This is a genomic window from Paracoccus sp. NFXS7, assembly GCF_040148865.1.
Taxonomy (GTDB): Bacteria; Pseudomonadota; Alphaproteobacteria; order Rhodobacterales; family Rhodobacteraceae; genus Paracoccus; species Paracoccus marcusii.
In genome coordinates, this window is record NZ_JAKEKV010000001.1 from 150,333 (window position 1) to 168,524 (window position 18,192).

The 18,192-nt window shown below is 68.9% G+C and carries 15 protein-coding genes; 3 read left to right on the plus strand and 12 right to left on the minus strand.

Features of this window, described 5'->3' with window-relative positions:
* Window positions 1–2 precede the first annotated feature (2 nt).
* The 4 genes from LZ686_RS00810 to LZ686_RS00825 are packed head-to-tail and all read right to left on the minus strand — an operon-like array spanning window position 3 to window position 4,801.
* Entirely contained in the window at window positions 3–1,607 is a 1,605-nt protein-coding gene (locus LZ686_RS00810) for a carboxyl transferase domain-containing protein (RefSeq protein WP_349546707.1), read from the minus strand.
* On the minus strand, window positions 1,604–3,151 hold the full coding sequence (locus LZ686_RS00815; RefSeq protein WP_349546708.1) for an AMP-binding protein: 1,548 nt from the start codon (window positions 3,149–3,151) through the stop codon (window positions 1,604–1,606). The genes LZ686_RS00810 and LZ686_RS00815 overlap by 4 nt, the downstream gene beginning before the upstream one ends.
* 1 nt (window position 3,152) lies before the next feature.
* Window positions 3,153–3,641, minus strand: coding sequence for a lysozyme inhibitor LprI family protein (locus LZ686_RS00820; RefSeq protein WP_127898558.1), 489 nt, complete (start codon window positions 3,639–3,641; stop codon window positions 3,153–3,155).
* On the minus strand, window positions 3,641–4,801 hold the full coding sequence (locus LZ686_RS00825; protein WP_045983020.1) for an isovaleryl-CoA dehydrogenase: 1,161 nt from the start codon (window positions 4,799–4,801) through the stop codon (window positions 3,641–3,643). Before LZ686_RS00825 ends, LZ686_RS00820 begins: the two co-directional genes overlap by 1 nt.
* Before the next feature lie 143 nt (window positions 4,802–4,944).
* On the opposite strand from LZ686_RS00825, the gene LZ686_RS00830 reads away from it, so the two are divergent.
* Together LZ686_RS00830 and cbiB are read left to right on the plus strand one after the other, a co-directional pair.
* Window positions 4,945–5,484, plus strand: coding sequence for a histidine phosphatase family protein (locus LZ686_RS00830; RefSeq protein WP_349546709.1), 540 nt, complete (start codon window positions 4,945–4,947; stop codon window positions 5,482–5,484).
* Between the two features lies 1 nt (window position 5,485).
* Window positions 5,486–6,397, plus strand: a complete 912-nt coding sequence (gene cbiB, locus LZ686_RS00835) for an adenosylcobinamide-phosphate synthase CbiB (protein ID WP_349546710.1) — start codon at window positions 5,486–5,488, stop codon at window positions 6,395–6,397.
* A 4-nt stretch (window positions 6,398–6,401) separates the two neighbouring features.
* On the opposite strand, the gene LZ686_RS00840 is transcribed toward cbiB, so the two are convergent.
* From LZ686_RS00840 to LZ686_RS00860, 5 genes are all read right to left on the minus strand, one after another.
* Window positions 6,402–7,178 (minus strand): transglutaminase-like domain-containing protein, encoded by a 777-nt coding sequence (locus LZ686_RS00840; RefSeq protein ID WP_139598615.1) that lies wholly within the window; start codon window positions 7,176–7,178, stop codon window positions 6,402–6,404.
* Window positions 7,179–7,280: 102 nt separating this feature from the next.
* The gene (locus LZ686_RS00845; RefSeq protein ID WP_349546711.1) at window positions 7,281–8,354 is read right to left on the minus strand and encodes a sensor histidine kinase; all 1,074 of its coding nucleotides are present in this window, start codon (window positions 8,352–8,354) and stop codon (window positions 7,281–7,283) included.
* A 106-nt stretch (window positions 8,355–8,460) separates the two neighbouring features.
* Complete coding sequence (locus LZ686_RS00850) at window positions 8,461–9,684, minus strand: AGE family epimerase/isomerase (RefSeq protein ID WP_349546712.1); 1,224 nt, start codon at window positions 9,682–9,684, stop codon at window positions 8,461–8,463.
* A gap of 10 nt (window positions 9,685–9,694) precedes the next feature.
* A complete protein-coding gene (locus LZ686_RS00855; RefSeq protein WP_349546713.1) occupies window positions 9,695–11,986 on the minus strand; it encodes a Tex family protein in 2,292 nt (763 codons plus the stop codon).
* A gap of 39 nt (window positions 11,987–12,025) precedes the next feature.
* Window positions 12,026–14,575, minus strand: a complete 2,550-nt coding sequence (locus LZ686_RS00860) for a cation:proton antiporter (RefSeq protein WP_127898565.1) — start codon at window positions 14,573–14,575, stop codon at window positions 12,026–12,028.
* A 217-nt stretch (window positions 14,576–14,792) separates the two neighbouring features.
* Between LZ686_RS00860 and LZ686_RS00865 the strand changes: the two genes are divergently transcribed.
* Complete coding sequence (locus tag LZ686_RS00865) at window positions 14,793–15,860, plus strand: alkene reductase (protein WP_349546714.1); 1,068 nt, start codon at window positions 14,793–14,795, stop codon at window positions 15,858–15,860.
* 67 nt (window positions 15,861–15,927) lie between these two features.
* On the opposite strand, the gene LZ686_RS00870 is transcribed toward LZ686_RS00865, so the two are convergent.
* The 3 genes from LZ686_RS00870 to LZ686_RS00880 form a co-directional block, all read right to left on the minus strand.
* Entirely contained in the window at window positions 15,928–16,197 is a 270-nt protein-coding gene (locus LZ686_RS00870; RefSeq protein WP_349546715.1) for a hypothetical protein, read from the minus strand.
* Between the two features lie 174 nt (window positions 16,198–16,371).
* Window positions 16,372–17,778 carry a type I glutamate--ammonia ligase gene (glnA, locus tag LZ686_RS00875; RefSeq protein WP_045983010.1) on the minus strand — a complete coding sequence of 469 codons (1,407 nt, stop codon included), beginning with the start codon at window positions 17,776–17,778 and terminating at the stop codon, window positions 16,372–16,374.
* Window positions 17,779–17,853: 75 nt separating this feature from the next.
* Window positions 17,854–18,192 carry a P-II family nitrogen regulator gene (locus LZ686_RS00880; RefSeq protein WP_042248864.1) on the minus strand — a complete coding sequence of 113 codons (339 nt, stop codon included), beginning with the start codon at window positions 18,190–18,192 and terminating at the stop codon, window positions 17,854–17,856.

Sequence of the window (18,192 nt, forward strand, 5' to 3'; positions counted from 1 at the left end):
CCTCACATGCGGAACAGGCCGAACCGCGTCGGCTGGATGGGTGCGTTCAGGCTGGCGCGCAGCGACAGGGCCAGGATGTCGCGCGATTGGCGCGGATCGATAATCCCGTCGTCCCACAGCCTTGCTGAGGCATAGAGGGGATGGGACTGGCGGTCGAACATCTCGACCGTGGGGCGCTTGAACTCGGCCTCGTCCTCGGGCGACCACTGGCCGCCGGCACGTTCGATCCCGTCGCGGCGGACGGTGGCCAGGACGCCCGCGGCCTGTTCGCCGCCCATCACGCTGATGCGGCTGTTGGGCCAGGTCCACAGGAAGCGCGGGGAATAGGCCCGCCCCGCCATGCCGTAATTGCCCGCGCCGAAGCTGCCGCCGACCAGCATGGTGATCTTGGGCACGTTGGTGGTGGCGACCGCTGTGACCATCTTGGCGCCGTGGCGGGCGATGCCCTCGTTCTCGTATTTGCGGCCGACCATGAAGCCGGTGATGTTCTGCAGGAAAACCAGCGGAATGTTGCGGGTGCTGCACAGTTCGATGAAATGCGCGCCCTTCTGTGCCGCCTCTGAAAACAGCACGCCGTTGTTGGCGATGATGCCCACCGGGCAGCCGTCGACATGGGCAAAGCCCGTGACCAGCGTCTCGCCGAACCGGGCCTTGAATTCGTCAAAGCGGCTGCCGTCGACGATGCGGGCGATGACCTCGCGGATGTCATAGGGGGTGCGCAGGTCTGCCGGCACCACGCCCAGGATCTCCTCGGGGTCATAGGCGGGCGGTTCCGGCGACTGCCAGACGACGGTGTCGGGACGGCGGCGGTTCAGGTTGGCGATGGCGCGGCGGGCCTGGGCCAGCGCGTGGGCGTCGTCCTCGGCCAGGTAATCGGCCACGCCGGACAGACGGGTGTGCACGTCACCGCCGCCCAGATCCTCGGACGTGACCACCTCGCCGGTGGCGGCCTTGACCAGCGGCGGACCGGCCAGAAAGATCGTCCCCTGACCGCGCACGATGATCGTCACGTCGGACATGGCGGGAACATAGGCGCCGCCCGCGGTGCAGGACCCCATGACGACGGCGATCTGCGGGATGCCCTTGGCGCTCATCCGGGCCTGGTTGAAGAAGATGCGGCCGAAATGGTCGCGGTCGGGAAAGACCTCGTCCTGGTTGGGCAGGTTCGCGCCGCCGCTGTCGACCAGATAGACGCAGGGCAGCCCGCATTCCTCGGCGATCTCCTGGACGCGCAGGTGCTTCTTGACCGTCATCGGGTAATAGGTGCCGCCCTTGACCGTCGCGTCATTGGCCACGACCATCACGTCCTGGCCATGCACCCGCCCGACCCCGGCGATGACCCCCGCACAGGGCGCGGCCCCGTCGTACAGGCCATGTGCGGCCAGCGCGCCGATCTCCAGGAACGGGCTGCCGGGGTCCAGAAGGTTGGCCACCCGTTCGCGCGGGGGCATCTTGCCGCGGCTGACGTGACGCTCTAGCGCCTTGGGGCCACCGCCGGCGATGGCAGCCTCCGCAGCCTCGCGGGCGGTCTCCAGCAGGGCCAGATGCGCGGTGCGGTTGGCGCGGAACCCCTCGGACGAAGGCAGCGCGGTCGAGGTCAGTTTCATCGTGTGGTCTCCTCGGCCAGGTCCAGATCGCGCAGCGCGCGACGCATGACCTTGCCGGTCACGGTCATGGGCAGGGCATCCAGAAAGGCGATCTCTCGGGGATAGGAATGGGCGGCGGACCGGCTGCGGGCATGGGCCTGCAGGTCGGCGACAAGTTTCGGCGACGGTTCATGGCCAGGCCGCAGCACGACGTAGGCCTTGACGATTTCAGTACGCAGCGCACAGGGCTTGCCGACCACGGCGACCTGCGCCACGGCGGGATGGCGCAGCAGGCAGTCCTCGACCTCGGACGGCCCGATGCGGTACCCGGCCGAGGTGATGACGTCGTCGTCGCGTCCAACGAACTGGACATGGCCGTCCCGGATGACGCCCCGGTCGCCGGTCACCAGCCAGTCGCCGCGGAACTTGGCCGCCGTGGCCTGCGGGTTCCGCCAGTATTCCAGCATCATGCTGCCGGCGCCGCGGCGGATGGCGATGTCGCCCTCGGCATCGGTGGGCCGGCCCTGCGCGTCGATCACCGCCAGTTCGAACCCGGGCACCGCGCGCCCGATGGCGCCGGGACGGGCCGGAAACATCACGCCGCTGCCCGATGCGACCATGTTGCATTCGGTCTGGCCATAGAATTCATTGATCTGCAGGCCGAATGCCTCCCGGCCCCAGTCCAGCATGGGGGCGCCAAGCGTCTCTCCGCCCGATGCGACGCTGCGCAGGCCGGACAGGCGAACCCCCGCGACCTTGAGCATCCTCAGCGCGGTGGGCGGCAGGAACACGTTGCGGATGCCGCAGTCGCGGATCAGGCCCGCGACGGCATGCGGATCGAACTTGGCCATCGGGGTGGCGACCACTGGCACGCCAAGCGCAAGCCCCGGCATCGCCACGTCGAACAGACCGCCGATCCAGGCCCAGTCCGCGGGCGTCCAGATGACGTCGCCCGGCTGGCCCAGCAGGTCGTGGCTCATCTCGACCCCCGGCAGGTGACCGGTCAGCATGCGATGTCCGTGCAACGCGCCCTTGGGCGTCCCTGTCGTCCCCGAAGTATAGATGATCACCGCCGGGTCTTCCGGCCCGGTGTCGCGCGTGGCGAAGGGCCCGGCATCGGGCAGGCCGTCCTCGGGGACGATCACCCGCAGATGGGGGAACGGGGCCAGCATCCGGCGCCCTTGGGTGTCGGTGATGACGGTCGAGATGCCCGCGTCGCGCAGGCGCAGGTCCAGCGCATCCGGGCCGAACAGCTTGAACAGCGGGACAGAGATCGCGGCCGATTTCCACACCGCCAGATGCGCGGCCGCCGTCCAGGACGATTGCGTGCACAGGATGCCGATCCGGTCGCCGCGATCGGCACCAAGCGCGTGGGCCAGCGCATCGGTCATTGCCGCCAGCGTGGCGAAGGTCACCGGGTGCGGGGCGCCGTCATGGTCGATGATCGCCACCCGGTCCGCGGCATGGGCCAGGCACTGCTCGGCCATGTTCAGCCGCGCGGGGTACTGCCAGCGGAAATCCCGGCACAGCCGCGCGTGGTCCGCGTGATGCAGCAGGCGTGCCATCTCAGGGGCCTTCGCGCAGATAGCCGTCCAGCTGGTTCGCCTGACGCGCGGTCAGGGTCAGCGCGCATTGCGCGGCCGCGGGCCCCGCGCCGGTGCCGCCGCCCCATCGCGTCGCCTCGTATTCGCAGGCCGCGTCGCGGAAGGCGATCCAGGCGCGCTGCATGTCACGCAGGGCGCCCGCCTGACGCGGACCCGCGGCGTCCAAGCTGTCCAGTTCCGCATCGCCTGCCTCGGCCCGCGTCATCACCTCGCCATAGGCGGTGTTCAGGCGATCGTCCCACCAGTCGCGTTCGGCGCCCAGGCAGAACCCCATGCCGACCGTGCTGGACCCGCCCTCGCCCTCCATGCAGGCATTCGCGGCCAGGCCCGCGCAGCTGTCGGGCGCCGCATCGCTGTCAAGGCAGGCCAGCACCGGCGCGGGATCAAAGGACGGCGCGTCCTGCGCCATCGCCGGGGCGGCCATCAGCGCCAACACGACCAGGATGCGCATCAGACCAGCCCCATCAGTTCGCGCCCGATCAGCATGCGGCGGATCTCGCTGGTGCCGGCCCCGATCTCCATCAGCTTGGCGTCGCGGAACAGGCGGCTGACGACGCTGTCGGACAGGAACCCGGCCCCGCCAAGCGCCTGCACGGCCTGATGCGCCTGCACCATCGCCTGTTCGCTGGCATACAGAACCGCACCCGCCGCGTCCTGCCGCGTGACCTTGCCCGCGTCGCAGGCCCGCGCGACCTCGTAGACATAGGCGCGGGCGGTGTTCAGCGCGACATACATGTCGGCGATCTTGCCCTGCATCAGCTGGAACGACCCCACCGGCTGGCCGAACTGCTTGCGTTCCGCCACATAGGGCAGGACCTGATCCAGGCAGGCCGCCATGATACCGGTGCCGATGCCGGCCAGGACCACCCTCTCGTAGTCCAGGCCCGACATCAGCACCCGAACGCCCCGGCCCTCCTCGCCCAGGACGTTCTCGAACGGGATCTCGACATTGTCGAAGATCAACTCGCCCGTGTTCGATCCGCGCATCCCCAGCTTGTCGAAATGCGGGCTGGTGGTGAAACCGGCCATGTCGCGCTCGACGATGAATGCCGTGATGCCCTTCGACCCGGCCTCGGGGTCGGTCTTGGCATAGACCACCAGCGTCTGCGCGTCGGGCGCGTTGGTGATCCAGTACTTGCTGCCGTTCAGCACATAGCGGTCGTTCTTCTTCTCGGCGCGCAGACGCATCGCGACGACGTCGCTGCCCGCGCTTTCCTCGGACATGGCCAGGGCGCCGACGGCCTTGCCGCTGCACAGGTCGGGCAGGTATTTCGCACGCTGCGCATCGGTGCCGTTCAGCTTGATCTGGTTCACGCACAGGTTCGAATGCGCGCCATAGGACAGGCTGATCGACGCGCTGGCCCGCGCGATCTCCTCGACCGCGATCACATGCGCCAGATAGCCCATGCCCGACCCGCCGTACTGTTCATCCACCGTGATGCCCAGCAGGCCCAGATCGCCCATCTCGGTCCACAGCTGGTTGGGAAAGGCGTTGGTGCGGTCGGTCTCGGCCGCCAGGGGCGCGACGCGATCGGTGGCCCATCCGTGGACCATCTCGCGCAGCGCGTTCACATCCTCGCCCAGATCGAATTCCATGCCCCGCGTGAACATCGCGATCCCCCTCCCCGGTTATTGAACGCTTGTTCATTTCCATAGCGCAGGCCGCGCCCGCCCGTCAAGCAGGCTGCGCCGGTTGCGCCGATGCGTCAAGCGTGGGGCTTGTCCCTGCCCGCCCGACGCGCCAAAGGAGGGCGATGCGACTGATGATCCTGCGCCATGCCCCCAGTCTTGCCGACGGCCTGCTGGCTGGCCGGCGCGACGTGCCTGCCGATTGCGGCGATGCTGCCGCATTCGCGCGCCAGGCGGCCCGCCTGCGTCCCGCCCAGGTCATCGCCAGCCCGGCGCTGCGCTGTCGTCAGACGGCCACCGCCCTGGGGCTTGTGCCCGACCGGCTGGAGCCCGCGCTGTGGGAACAGGACCTGGGCGCGTGGGAGGGGATGGACCCGTCGCGCCTGCCCGACCTTGGTCCCCTGCCCGTCGATGCCCTGGCCCGCCACCGCCCCGACGGCGGTGAAAGCTTCAGCGACATGGCCGCGCGGGTGATCCCGGTCCTGCAGGCACTGCAGCGGGACACGGTGATCGTGGCGCATGCGGGCACTGTGCGCGCGGCACTGTCCATGGTGGTCGGGCCCGCCGCCCTGTCCTTCGCGGTGGCGCCCCTGTCTCTGACCGCGCTGCAGCGGGTCGGTGCCGATTGGGCGGTGCAGACCGTCAACCTCTGCGCAGGAGACTAGGATGGCCGTGATCGCCCTGCTGGCGCTGGTGCTGGATGTGCTGATCGGTTGGCCCGATGCGGTCTATCGCCGGGTCGGGCATCCGGTGACCTGGGCCGGGTGTCTGATTGCGGCGCTGGATCGCACGCTGAACAAGGGCCGTGCGCGGCGCGCCAAGGGTGCGCTGACCGTGGTCGTCGTCCTGCTGGCGGCCATGATCCCCGCGGTCCTGATCCAGGCATGGCTGGGCCCGTGGGTCGCGGCCGTGCTGGCGTGGCCGCTGGTCGCGGCGCAGTCGCTGGACCAGCACCTGCGCGCGGTGGCCGTCCCCCTGGCGGCGGGCGACCTGGCCGCCGCTCGCGGTGCGACCGCGATGATCGTGGGGCGCGACGTCACCCGCGCCGATACGCCCGCGCTGTCCCGCGCCAGCCTTGAAAGCCTGGCCGAGAATTTCAGCGACGGCGTCATCGCGCCGCTGTTCTGGGCGGCGGTCGGCGGGCTGCCGGGCATCGCGGCCTACAAGGCGATCAACACGATGGATTCGATGATCGGCCACCGCACTCCCCGGCACGAGGCGTTCGGCATGATCGCCGCGCGCCTGGACGACGTGGCGAACCTGATTCCCGCGCGGCTGTCGGCGGGGCTGATCGCGATCGCGTCCGGTCGGCGCGCGAGGGCCGCGCTGCGGGTGACGCTGCGCGACGCGTCTGCCCACCGGTCACCCAACGCCGGCTGGCCCGAGGGCGCGATGGCCGGGGCCCTAGACTGCCGGTTGTCGGGTCCGCGCGTCTATGCCGACCGGGTCGCGGACGAGCCGTGGCTGAATGCCGCCGCGCCCGACCCGGATGCGGCGGACCTGCGCCGGGGCATCGCGCTGATCCGTCGCGCCACGGTGGTCGCGGCGCTGCTGCTGGCCGCGGTGGCGCTGCTCTGACGGATCAGAACAGCATGACCTCGACGCTTTGCGTGCGCAGTTCCGCGACCGAGTTGGTGGTCAGGAACGCCACATCCGCCGCGTCGCGCCCGACCGCGACCAGGGCCATCTGGTCCGCATGGGCCATGCCGGTCGGATCGACCAGGTGCCAATCGCCGCCCAGATAGACCTGCACAACCGCGTGGAAATCCTGCGGCTGGACATGGGGGGCATAGACGCTGGCGATGCGTGCGGGGATCTGCTGCGCGCGGCACAGCGCGATCAGCAGATGCGCATAGTCCCGGCAGACGCCGCGCCGGTCCAGGAAGGTGTCCGCCGCCGTTGTGTCCCCGTCGCTGGTTCCGGCGACATAGTCCAGGTTGCGTTCCACCCAATCGCGCATCGCGGCGACCAGCGGGCCGCCCGTCAGCCCCTCGAACCGAGAGCCGGTGAAATGACCGAACCGTTCCGACTGGCAATAGCGCGACGGCAGAAGATAGCGCAGCGCGTCGCCGGGCATGTCCTCGACCTCAACGGCCTGCAGGCTGGCCAGATCGGGACGCGGGCGGGTCACCTGGACCTCGGCCGAATAACGGCAGGTCAGCCGATCCTGCAGGCGCATGACGATGCGTTCGCCGATGCCCTCCTCGGCCGGAACGCGGGCCAGCTTCAGGGGCTGGCCCAGGTCGATGTTGGTGCGGTTCAGGATCTGTCCGTGAACGCCCGCCGCCTCGATCAGCAGCAGCGCGGGCCCGGGCGATTCCAGCGCATAGTCAAGCGTCACGTCGATCTTCATCCGCATCGGCGGCTCCTGTCAGGTTGGGGTGGGTCGGGAAAGGGGCAGAGCCGTGCCCGCTTGCGCGGCCATTGTCAATCGTCAAGCGGCGGCTTGGTTCCGCGGGCGTCAGGATGACGCAGCCGCATCCAGCATCACGGTGACGCGGAACCGGGCACCGCCCCGGTCAGAGGCACCGTGATCCAGCCCACCGCCCATCTGTCGGGCATAGATCAGGCAGATCTGCATGCCCAGCCCGCGCGCCGCATCCGGGTCGAACCCGGCAGGCAGGCCCGGCCCGTCATCCGACAGCGTGACGCTCAACGCGCCCGCGTTCTGCGCCAGATCCAGCCACAGCCCCGGCCGCCGGCCCGGATGCGCGTGCTTGACGGCATTGCCGATCAGTTCGGCCAGGATCTGGCCAATTGCCGCCGCCTGCCCCGCCGTCACCCGCAGATCGCGCGCCAGCGCGTCGTTCACGGTGATCGCCGCCTCCAGCGCCTGGGCCAGGTCGGTCGCCAGCGCCCCGACATAATCGCGCAGGCTGACATCGCGGCTTCCCGGGTCCAGGTGCAGCTGGTCGTGCACCCGCGCCAGGGTCGAGATGCGGTTCGCCGCATCGGACAGCTGCGCGCCCGCCGGGCCACCGGCCTGCTGGCGCGCCTGCATCCGCAGAAGGGCGATGACCGCGGCAAAGCTGTTCTTCACCCGGTGGTCGATCTCTCCCATCAGGATGTGCTGACGGGCGATGGCCTCGTCCTTGCGGGCGACCTCCTGCTGCAGCTGCTGTCGGATGGTCACGCTGTCGGTCACGTCGCGCGACGACGCCAGGATGCGCACCACGCGGCCCGCCGCGTCCCGGACCCCCGACACGGTGACGTGCCACCAGCGCGGCGTGCCGCGCGCGGTCGGGCAGAAGGCCTCGAACCGGGTCACGGCGCCGGTCAGCGCCGCCTGCATCGCGTCGTTCAGCATCCGGTCCGCCTCGGCCGGCCACATCGACGGCCAGGGCCGCTGATCGACGCTGGCGAAATCGTCGATCTCCATCGCGCACAACCCGTTGCCGTTCATGAAGATCAGCCGCCCTTCGGGGTCCAGCAGCTTGATGCAATCCGGCGAGGCATCCAGAACCGACAGCGCGAATCCCGCTTCGGACCCGGCCAGCAGGTCGATCGCGCGCAAGTTCGGATCGGTTGGAACCATGGATGAACCCGACAGTGACGCGGGCCTGTCCCGGCCCGCCGCTTGACGTCCCGCTTGGCCCTCCGGCCCGGTCACGTCAAGGACCAATCCGGACGGCACAGAAAGGTTAGCCAAGGCACGCCGCGTCACGCAAGGGACATCTGCGGGCCAGATCGCGCGCCTGATGCGACACGCCCCGCGCCAGCGGCAGCAGGTCCGCCTGCAGCGCGTGATAGATGTCGGGCTTGCCCCGGAACTGCGTCGCGGCCGGGCGGTCGTCATCGCCCAGTTCGGGGAACCACCCGCCGCGGGCGTGGTCGATCAGATGCCCGTCCGCAAAGGCCCACAGGCGGCGGTACCAGTCGCCGTCGCCGGGTCGGGGGTCCAGCTTGATCAGGGCCGCCAGCGCGCCGATCGCCTCGGTCACCGGCCACCAATAGCGCGCCGGATTGTCCACGCGACCGTCGCGCAGCGTATAGGCCAGCCCGCCCCGGTCGGCCCAGGCATCCGCCAGCGCCGTATCGACCAGCGCACGCGCCTGCGCGACCGCGCCTGTGTCGGGGCGCCCGGCCAGATCCCACCAGTGCAGCAGCAGGCGCGCCATCTCGAAGCTGTGGCCCGGCGTGGTGCCGGCAGGGCGGAACATCGGGTTGCCGGCATAGGCATGGTCGGGCCGCCAGCGGTCGTCGTAATGTTCCGGGATGCGCCAGCCATGCGCCGCCGCCTGCCCCGCGATGAAGAAATCCAGGATCCGCCCGGCACGGTCCAGATGGACGGGCGCGCCGGTCGCCTCGAACGCGGCCAGCAGCGCCTCGACTCCGTGCATGTTGGCGTTCATGCCGCGATAGGTCGAGAACGCCTGCCAGTCGCGCGTGAACTCGTCGCGGAACAGTCCCGCGTCGTCGTCCCAATAGTGGCGGTCCAGCACCTGCGTGATGTCGGCCAGCAGGCGATCCGCATCAGGGTGCCCGATCATCTTGGCACTGGACGCGGCCAGCAGCACGAAGACATGGCCATAGGCCAGCTTGGGACCTTCGACCGGCGCGGTGCCGTCCACGGCCCACAGATAGCCGCCGTGATCGGTGTCGCGATGCGCGCGCCACAGCCAGTCCATGCCCTGATCCACGATCCCCGCGCGGTCCGGTCGCCCGGCCATCTGCGCCAGCGCATAGGAATGGACCAGCCGCGTGGTCGTGTGCAGCTCCTGCACCGTGCCCGGCAGAGGCGTGCCGTCCAGGTCCAGCACATGAAAGCCGCCCTCGGGCCGGATGCTGGCATCGAAGAAGTTCAGCGCCCGGTGCGCGTCGCGCGCCAGAAAGGCGCGGTGATCGGTGTCGTCAAGCACGCTCATGGCCATCCTCTCAGCGTTTGCGCAGCGCGTCGGCCAGGGCCGAACCGAATGCGCCCGCCCCCTTGGGCGCGGCCTGCGCCGCACGGGGCGCGGGCTTCGCAGCCTCGCGCGCCGGGCGGTCGGTGGGGGCGTTGTCCTTGCGCATGGTCAGGCCGATGCGCTTGCGGGCCACGTCCACCTCGGTCACGCGGACGCGGACCACGTCGCCGGCCTTGACCACCTCGTGGGGGTCCTTCACGAAGCGGTCGGCCAGTTGGCTGACATGGACCAGCCCGTCCTGATGCACCCCGATATCGACGAAGGCGCCAAAGGCCGCGACGTTCGTCACCGTCCCCTCCAGCGACATGCCGGGGCGCAGGTCGCCGATCGCCTCTACGCCGTCGGCAAAGGTCGCGGTGACGAAACCGGGGCGCGGGTCGCGGCCGGGCTTTTCCAACTCCGACAGGATGTCGCGCACGGTTGGCAGGCCGAAATCCTCGGTGACGAAATCCTGCGCCCGCACCGACTTCAGCGTCGTGCTGTCGCTCATCAGCGACCGCAGATCACGCCCGCAGGCAGCCACGATCTTGCGCGCAACGCCATAAGCTTCGGGGTGGACGGCGGATGCGTCCAGCGGTTCGGACCCTTGGACGCGCAGGAACCCCGCGCATTGCTGGAACGCCTTGGGGCCCAGACCCGCGACCTTCTTCAGCGCGGCGCGGGACGGAAAGGCGCCGGTTGCATCGCGATGCGCGACGATGGCCTGCGCCAGCGACGGCCCCAGCCCCGCGACATAGGTGAGCAGCGCCGCAGAGGCCGTGTTCAGATCGACGCCCACCGCGTTCACGGCATCTTCGACTACGGCCTCCAGCGATTTCACCAGCTGCCGTTGGTCCACGTCATGCTGGTATTGCCCCACACCGATGGACTGCGGCGGCACCTTGACCAGTTCGGCCAGCGGGTCCTGCAACCGGCGCGCGATGCTGACCGCGCCGCGCAGGGAGACGTCCAGGCCGGGAAACTCCTTCGCGGCCAGTTCGGACGCGGAATAGACCGAGGCCCCGGCCTCGGACACGATCACCTTGGTCGGCGCCTTGACCCCCTTGGGCAGGCGCTTCAGCACATCGGCGACCAGACGCTCGCTCTCGCGGCTGGCGGTGCCGTTGCCGATGGCGATCAGGTCGACGCCATGCCTGGCGATCAGCGCCGACAGCGTGGCCTCTGCCCCGCGCAGGTCGTTCTTGGGCTGGAACGGATAGATGGTCGCGGTGTCCAACAGCTTGCCGGTGCCGTCCACGACCGCGATCTTGCAGCCAGTGCGGATGCCGGGGTCCAGCCCCAAGGTCGCGCGCGGCCCGGCGGGTGCCGCCAGCAGCAGGTCGCGCAGGTTGCGGGCAAAGACCTGGATCGCCTCGGCATGGGCACGGGCGCGCAATTCGGTCAGCAGATCGATATACATCGTGTTCGACAGCCGCACGCGCCAGGCCCAGCCCGCGACGCCGCGCAGCCAGTCGGCGCCCGGCCCTTGCCCGGCCGCGCCCAGACCCCGCGCCACGATCCCCTCGGCCCGCGCGGTGCCGGTGTCCGGCTCGGGGGCGATGTCGATGGTCACGACCTCCTCCTTGGCGGCGCGCAGGATGGCCAGCGCGCGATGGCCCGGAATGCCCGACCAGGTTTCCGAATGCGCGAAATAGTCGCTGAACTTGGCGCCCGCCTCCTCCTTGCCGGCCACCACGCGGGCGGCGATCACCGCATTGCCGCGCATGAACTCGCGCAGCGGGCCCAGAACCTCGGCATTTTCCGACAGTTCCTCGACCAGGATGTCGCGGGCGCCGTCCAGCGCGGCCTTGGGCGTCTCGACCGCGCCCGTCACATAGGTGGGCGCCAGGGTCGCCGGATCGCGCGACGGATCGGCCTGGATCGCGCGCAGCAGCGGCTCCAGACCGTTCTCGCGCGCGATCATCGCCTTGGTCCGGCGCTTGGGCTTGAAGGGCAGATAGATGTCCTCCAGCGCGGCCTTGGTCTCGGCCGCGCCGATGGCACGGGACAGATCGTCGGTCAGCTTGCCCTGGTCGCGGATCGATCCCAGGATCGCCGTGCGCCGCGCCTCCATCTCTCGCAGATAGGACAGGCGGTCGGCCAGGGTCCGCAGCTGCGTGTCGTCCAGGCCCCCCGTCACCTCCTTGCGGTAACGTGCGACAAAGGGAACCGTCGCGCCCCCGTCCAGCAGGTCGGAGGCGGCCGTGACCTGCGCGGGGCTGGCGCCGATCTCTGTCGCGATCTGGCGGGCGATGCGGGTGGCGGTCTGGGCAGAGATGTCCATGCGAGGGGGCCTTGTCGTCCGTGGGTCTTGCGCCCCGGTCTAGCCGCTTGCAGCGGTCTCGCCAAGCGGGGCGTCCTGAGCCAGTTCGGGCATGCGCAGGACCTCTCCGGCGACGGTCTTGCCGACGACGCTGTCGCGCACCGCCTTGCGCAGCGCGGCGGACCGTTTCAGCAGGCGGCGAAACCCGGCCTCGTCCAGCACCAACAGCGTGCTGGGCGTGATCGCGCGGACCTCCGCCTTGCGGATGCGGCGGGTCAGCACGCCCATCTGGCCGAACATCTCTCCGCGGCCAAGGCGCGCGGTCTGGCCCGCGACCTCCTGCTCGACCGCGCCCGAAGCCACGAAGAAGACCGACCGCGCGGGCGTGTCCTTGCGGGTGATCACATGGCCCGCATTGACGTAACGCGTGCGGATCTCTCGGCTCAGGCGCTTCAGTTCCGCATCGTCCAGATCGGCGAACAGCGGGAATTGCCGCACGACTTGATTCTTGCGCAGGGCCAGGTCCAGCTTGGGGCGGCCTTCGGACTGCTGGCGCCGCTGGCGGACGTCGTCCATCAGCTGGATGTGCACTTCGGCGCCGATCAGGCCGTCGTCGCGCAGGGCGTTGTACTCGCGCTCCTCCAGCCGCAGGGCGGTGCGGCGGATGAAGCGGCGCTCCAGCTCCTCGGCATAGCCGGGAAACTGCAGGCGCAGACCCTCCAGGGCGGTCTCCACCGCCTCGATCCGCCGCTGCAGCAATTCGTGCAGCAGTTCGGCCACGCGCCGGCCGTGAATGCGCCGGATGCGGCGGTCGATGAACCCGTGAAGATCCCGCAGGATCAGACGCTTGCCCAGCAACATCTCGAACCGGTCCGCGGTCATGCGGGCCAGCGGGCCGGCCACGCCGATGCGGTTGCGCAGGAAGGCTGCGAACCGGAACGCCGGGCCATAGCGCAGATTGCGCCGTGCCGCGCGCTGATAGCCTGTGCGCCCGCCGGAACGCGCGCCCTCGATGACCCGGTCGGCGTCGAACAGCGCCTGCTCCGACAGTCGCGCCGAGATCGCCCGCTCGCGGAACCGCTGGACGATCATCTCGCGCTCGTGCGCGGCCAGGGCGATCAGACCCAAGGTGATGCGGTCGCGGTCCAGGATCTCGGCATTGTCCTCGGCCTCGGCGGCCTCGACGGCATTGTCCAGCCGCGCGGCAAAGCGCTTGGCCTCGGAGCGCACCGTCTCTCGGGTCAGGTCATAGTTCTCGGTGACCGAGGCGACGCCCTCGCGCACCGACTGCAGCGCCACGGCGACGACCTGGTTCGACAGCGCCCGGTCCAGCGGCGACAGCTTGTCCAGCCCCAGAAGGGCGATGACGCCGCGCAGCGTGGTGCCCTGCACGATCAGCGTGAACAGGGTGAAGCCGGTGGCCAGGATGCCGACGATGCGCTTCGTCTCGACCGGCACGCGCAGGTTCTCGGTCACCGCCAGGGCCAGTGCCAGGGTCACCGCGCCGCGCAGCCCGCCCCACATGATCGCCACGCGATAGGGTCGCTGGATCTTGGGCGACAGGCGCAGGGTGGTCAGCATCGGCAGCAGCACGAACAGGATCAGCGCCCGCGCGACGAAGGCCGCGATCACCACCACGCCGACCAGGAACAGGTCGTTCAGCCGCACCTCGCCCAGCAGGCGCGGGATCAGCAGCGCCGCCAGGATGAAGATCAGCGCCCCGGCCCAATGCGCCAGCAGGCCCCAGACCTCCTTGAGGTTGACCCAGAATGCAGGCGCCAGGCGGCCCGGACCCATCAGGTTCAGCGTCAGGCCGGACACGACGACGGCAATCACGCCCGACGCGCCCAGCAGCTGTTCCGCGCCGATATAGGCCAGGTAAGGGACCGCGACCGAGACGGATATCTGCGCCGTCTCGAACCGCCCGAACAGGCTCATCAACGCCAGCGCGATCCGCGCGACCAGCCACCCGGCCAGCACGCCACCCACGATCAGGCCGGGGAACTGGCCCAGGGCCTCGCCCAGCTGCGGGTTCGGGACGCCCAGCATGACATAGGTCAGGAACAGGCCGAACAGCGCGATGGCGGCGGCGTCGTTCAACAGCGACTCGCCCTCGACGATGCGGGACAGGCGCTTGGGCGCGGACAGGCTGCGGAAGATGCTGACGACCGCCGAGGGGTCGGTGGTCGACACGATCGCCCCGATCAGCAGGCCCACCATCAGCGGCAGCCCCCCGATCCAGTGCAGCGCGAAACCGATGGTCAGGGTCGCCGCCACCACGGCCACCACGGCCAGCGTCAGGATCGGCACCCAGTCATCCATCATCCGCCGGATGTTCATCTCCAGCGTCGCCTGAAAGATCAGCGTCGGCAGGAAGACGTACATGAACACGCTGGACCGGATCGGCAGCGACAGAATGCCGACCGCCACCGGATTCAGCGTCTCTGTCACGTTGGTGCGTAGCAGGAACAGGGCGCCGCCGCCGATCAGGATACCCACCGCCGCCAGCATCACGCTGAACGGAAGGCGCAGGCGTGCGGCCAGGGGTTCCGCCGCTGCGATCAGCAGGAACAGCACCGCGGTAAAGGCAGTCAGCAACATGATATCCATGGCTTTCTGGATAGTCGCGGACCGACCGACATGGAAGGCCAACCCCGCCGCCCGCGCGCGTTTTTCCGCGCCGGTGACGGCGATGTGACGACGCGGCAGGCGGCCTTGAAATCGGGTCGCGTCACGCACAGCTGAAGGCCCGTGGGGCGCAGGGCGCCCCGCACTGACATTCCGGGCCGGACGGCCCCACAAGCAAGATCAAGAAAGGAGGACCCGCATGTCCTCGATGTTCGAACCCGTGACCCTGGGGGCGGTGACGCTGCGCAACCGGATCGTGATGGCCCCGCTGACCCGGTCGCGGGCGGGCGATGCACGCGTGCCCAACGACCTGATGGTCGAATACTATCGCCAGCGCGCCGGCGCCGGCCTGATCCTGTCCGAAGCGACCAGCATCATGCCGATGGGCGTGGGATACGAGGCGACGCCCGGCATCTGGAACGACGACCAGATCGCCGGCTGGTCGAAGGTGACCCAGGCCGTGCACGAACGCGACGGCCTGATCTACCTGCAGCTGTGGCACGTGGGCCGCATTTCCGACCCGCAGCTGCTGGGCGGGCAGCTGCCGGTGGCGCCGTCGTCGATCCAGCCGGGCGGGCATGTCAGCCTGCTGCGTCCCAAGCGCGCCTATGTAACGCCCCGCGCCCTGACCACCGAAGAGATCCCCGGTATCGTCGAGGCCTATCGCCAGGCGGCCGACAACGCGCGCCACGCGGGCTTTGACGGGGTCGAGATCCACGCCGCGAACGGCTATCTGATCGACCAGTTCCTGCAGGACCGCAGCAACACCCGCACCGACCAGTATGGCGGCGACATCCAGAACCGCGTCCGCTTCCTGAACGAGATCACCGATGCGGTGGTCGGCGTCTGGGGCGGCGACCGGGTCGGTGTCCACCTGGCGCCCCGCGGCGACAGCCATGACATGGGCGACAGCGATGCCCGCGCGCTGTTCACGCAGGTCGCCCGCGACATGCGCGCGCGCGGCGTGGCCTTCCTGTGCCTGCGCGAACGCGTGGCCGAGGACAGCCTGCTGGACGCCATCCGCGACGCCTTCGGCGGCCCGGTCATCGCGAACGAGGGCCTGACCCGCGAAAGCGCCGAGGCCCTGCTGGCCGAGGGTCGCGCCGATGCCGTGGCCTTCGGGCGCGATTTCATCGCGACGCCGGACCTGCCCGAACGGTTCCGCCGCGGCCTGCCGCTGAACGACCAGGACCCGGCCACATTCTATGCAGGCGGCGCCGAGGGATACACCGACTATCCCACCGCCTCCGACATCGCCGCGGAATGATCCGGCGTCACGCATGACAAAGGGGGCGGCCCATCGGACCGCCCCCTTTCTGCAACGCTGACGACGATCAGCTGTCGTCGCGGCTGGACCGCATGGCCGCGTCACCGGCCGACGGCAGCAGCGTGACGGACACGACATCGTCGGCCATCAGGTTGCGCTGGCCCAGTTCGCGGGCGGTGAACAGATCACCTGCGCGACGTTCGACCTTGACCTGCGTCATGGGCGCGGGCGCGAAATCGGGGCGTTCGCTCATGCCCGCCAGGCCGGCGGCGGCGGGCAGCGCGGACAGCGCCATCAGGGCGGCGGTGGTGGTGGCGGCAACAAGACGTTTCATCATGTCTCTCCTGGGTGTCATGTGGGTGGACCGTGTCGATCCATGCTTACAGACACGCCGGAAACCGACTTTCGTGACACCCTGTCACCAAACCGTGTTGTCCCGTGTGGACGTCGTGATCGCATGAGAAAGGGGCGGCCCCGCAGGACCGCCCCCCGATCTGATCCGCGGACGGGATCAGCAGCTGTAATACATCGCGTATTCAATGGGATGGGGGGTATGCTCGTAGGCATAGACCTCTTCCCACTTCAGCGCGATATAGCCTTCCAGCTGGTCGCGGGTGAACACGTCGCCCTGCAGCAGGAAGTCCATGTCCTTCTCCAGTTCCTCCAGCGCCTCGCGCAGGGATCCGCAGACGGTCGGGATTTCGGCCAGCTCTTCGGGCGGCAGATCGTAGAGATCCTTGTCCGAGGCCGGGCCCGGATCGATCTTGTTCTTGATGCCGTCCAGGCCCGCCATCAGCAGCGCCGCAAAGCACAGGTACGGGTTGGCCGAGGGGTCCGGGAACCGCGCTTCGACACGCTTGGCCTTGGGGCTCTCCGTCCACGGGATGCGGACGCAGCCCGAGCGGTTGCGGGCCGAGAACGCGCGCAGAACGGGGGCCTCGAAGCCGGGGATCAGGCGCTTGTAGCTGTTGGTCGACGGGTTGGTCAGCGCGTTCAGCGCCTTGGCATGCTTCAGGATGCCGCCGATGAAGTACAGCGCCTCCTGCGACAGGTCCGCATATTTGTCACCCGAGAACAGCGGCTTGCCGTCCTTCCAGATCGACATGTTGACGTGCATCCCCGACCCGTTGTCGCCCTTCATGGGCTTGGGCATGAAGGTGACCGACTTGCCATAGGCATGGGCCACGTTGTGGATGACATACTTGTATTTCTGGATGTTGTCGGCCTGCTCGACCAGACCACCGAAGATCAGACCCAGCTCGTGCTGGCAGGTCGCGACCTCGTGGTGATGCTTGTCGACGCGCATGCCCATGCGCTTCATGGTGGACAGCATCTCGCCGCGGATATCCTGGGCGGTGTCGACAGGGTTGACCGGGAAATAGCCGCCTTTGTGGGCCGCGCGGTGACCGGTATTGCCCATCTCGTATTCGGTGTCGGTATTCCAGGCGGCGTCGGCCGCGTCGATCTGGAACGACACCTTCTGCGGCGTCACCGAATAGCGCACGTCATCGAAGATGAAGAATTCGGCCTCGGGGCCGAAATAAGCCGCGTCACCGATGCCCGACGCCTTCAGATAGGCCTCGGCCTTTGCGGCGGTGCCGCGCGGGTCGCGCGAATAGGGCTCGTTCGTGTCGGGCTCGACCACGTTGCAATGCACGCACAGCGTCTTTTCGGCATAGAACGGATCGATATAGACCGAGGCGGGGTCCAGGATCAGCTTCATGTCCGACTGGTCGATCGACTTCCAGCCCGCGATCGAGCTGCCGTCGAACATGAAGCCTTCCTCGAAGAAGTCCTCGTCGACCAGGTCGCGGTCCAGCGTCACGTGCTGCAGCTTGCCCTTGGGGTCGGTGAAGCGAACGTCGACATAGGCGACATCCTCGTCCTCGATCAGCTTCAAGACATCCTTGATTTGCATCTCTTCCCTTTCTTCGTAGATGCGGCCCGGCGGCCTGGGCCTGCCGGGCTCGAAGGCCTGTGTAACTTCGGTCGATCAGACGGCGTCGTCGCCCGTCTCTCCGGTCCGGATGCGGATCGCCTGTTCGACGGGCAAGACGAAGATCTTGCCGTCGCCGATCTTCTCGGTGCGCGCGGCGGCGACGATCGCCTCGATGGCGGCATCGACCTGATCGTCGGGCAGCACCATCTCGATCTTCACCTTGGGCAGGAAGTCGACGACATATTCAGCGCCGCGATACAGTTCGGTATGGCCCTTCTGACGACCGAAACCCTTGACCTCGGTCACGGAAAGACCCTGCACGCCGACTTCCTGCAGCGCCTCTTTGACATCGTCCAGCTTGAACGGCTTGATGATCGCCTCGATCTTCTTCAT

What these genes read in the sequence shown, in the direction of transcription:
- LZ686_RS00880 (WP_042248864.1), bottom strand. Translation starts at nt 18,192, where the DNA reads ATGAAGAAGATCGAGGCGATCATCAAGCCGTTCAAGCTGGACGATGTC.
- LZ686_RS00830 (WP_349546709.1), top strand. Translation starts at nt 4,945, where the DNA reads ATGCGACTGATGATCCTGCGCCATGCCCCCAGTCTTGCCGACGGCCTG.
- glnA (WP_045983010.1), bottom strand. Translation starts at nt 17,778, where the DNA reads ATGCAAATCAAGGATGTCTTGAAGCTGATCGAGGACGAGGATGTCGCC.
- LZ686_RS00810 (WP_349546707.1), bottom strand. Translation starts at nt 1,607, where the DNA reads ATGAAACTGACCTCGACCGCGCTGCCTTCGTCCGAGGGGTTCCGCGCC.
- LZ686_RS00855 (WP_349546713.1), bottom strand. Translation starts at nt 11,986, where the DNA reads ATGGACATCTCTGCCCAGACCGCCACCCGCATCGCCCGCCAGATCGCG.
- LZ686_RS00845 (WP_349546711.1), bottom strand. Translation starts at nt 8,354, where the DNA reads ATGGTTCCAACCGATCCGAACTTGCGCGCGATCGACCTGCTGGCCGGG.
- LZ686_RS00850 (WP_349546712.1), bottom strand. Translation starts at nt 9,684, where the DNA reads ATGAGCGTGCTTGACGACACCGATCACCGCGCCTTTCTGGCGCGCGAC.
- cbiB (WP_349546710.1), top strand. Translation starts at nt 5,486, where the DNA reads ATGGCCGTGATCGCCCTGCTGGCGCTGGTGCTGGATGTGCTGATCGGT.
- LZ686_RS00860 (WP_127898565.1), bottom strand. Translation starts at nt 14,575, where the DNA reads ATGGATATCATGTTGCTGACTGCCTTTACCGCGGTGCTGTTCCTGCTG.
- LZ686_RS00840 (WP_139598615.1), bottom strand. Translation starts at nt 7,178, where the DNA reads ATGCGGATGAAGATCGACGTGACGCTTGACTATGCGCTGGAATCGCCC.
- LZ686_RS00825 (WP_045983020.1), bottom strand. Translation starts at nt 4,801, where the DNA reads ATGTTCACGCGGGGCATGGAATTCGATCTGGGCGAGGATGTGAACGCG.
- LZ686_RS00870 (WP_349546715.1), bottom strand. Translation starts at nt 16,197, where the DNA reads ATGATGAAACGTCTTGTTGCCGCCACCACCACCGCCGCCCTGATGGCG.
- LZ686_RS00865 (WP_349546714.1), top strand. Translation starts at nt 14,793, where the DNA reads ATGTCCTCGATGTTCGAACCCGTGACCCTGGGGGCGGTGACGCTGCGC.
- LZ686_RS00820 (WP_127898558.1), bottom strand. Translation starts at nt 3,641, where the DNA reads ATGCGCATCCTGGTCGTGTTGGCGCTGATGGCCGCCCCGGCGATGGCG.
- LZ686_RS00815 (WP_349546708.1), bottom strand. Translation starts at nt 3,151, where the DNA reads ATGGCACGCCTGCTGCATCACGCGGACCACGCGCGGCTGTGCCGGGAT.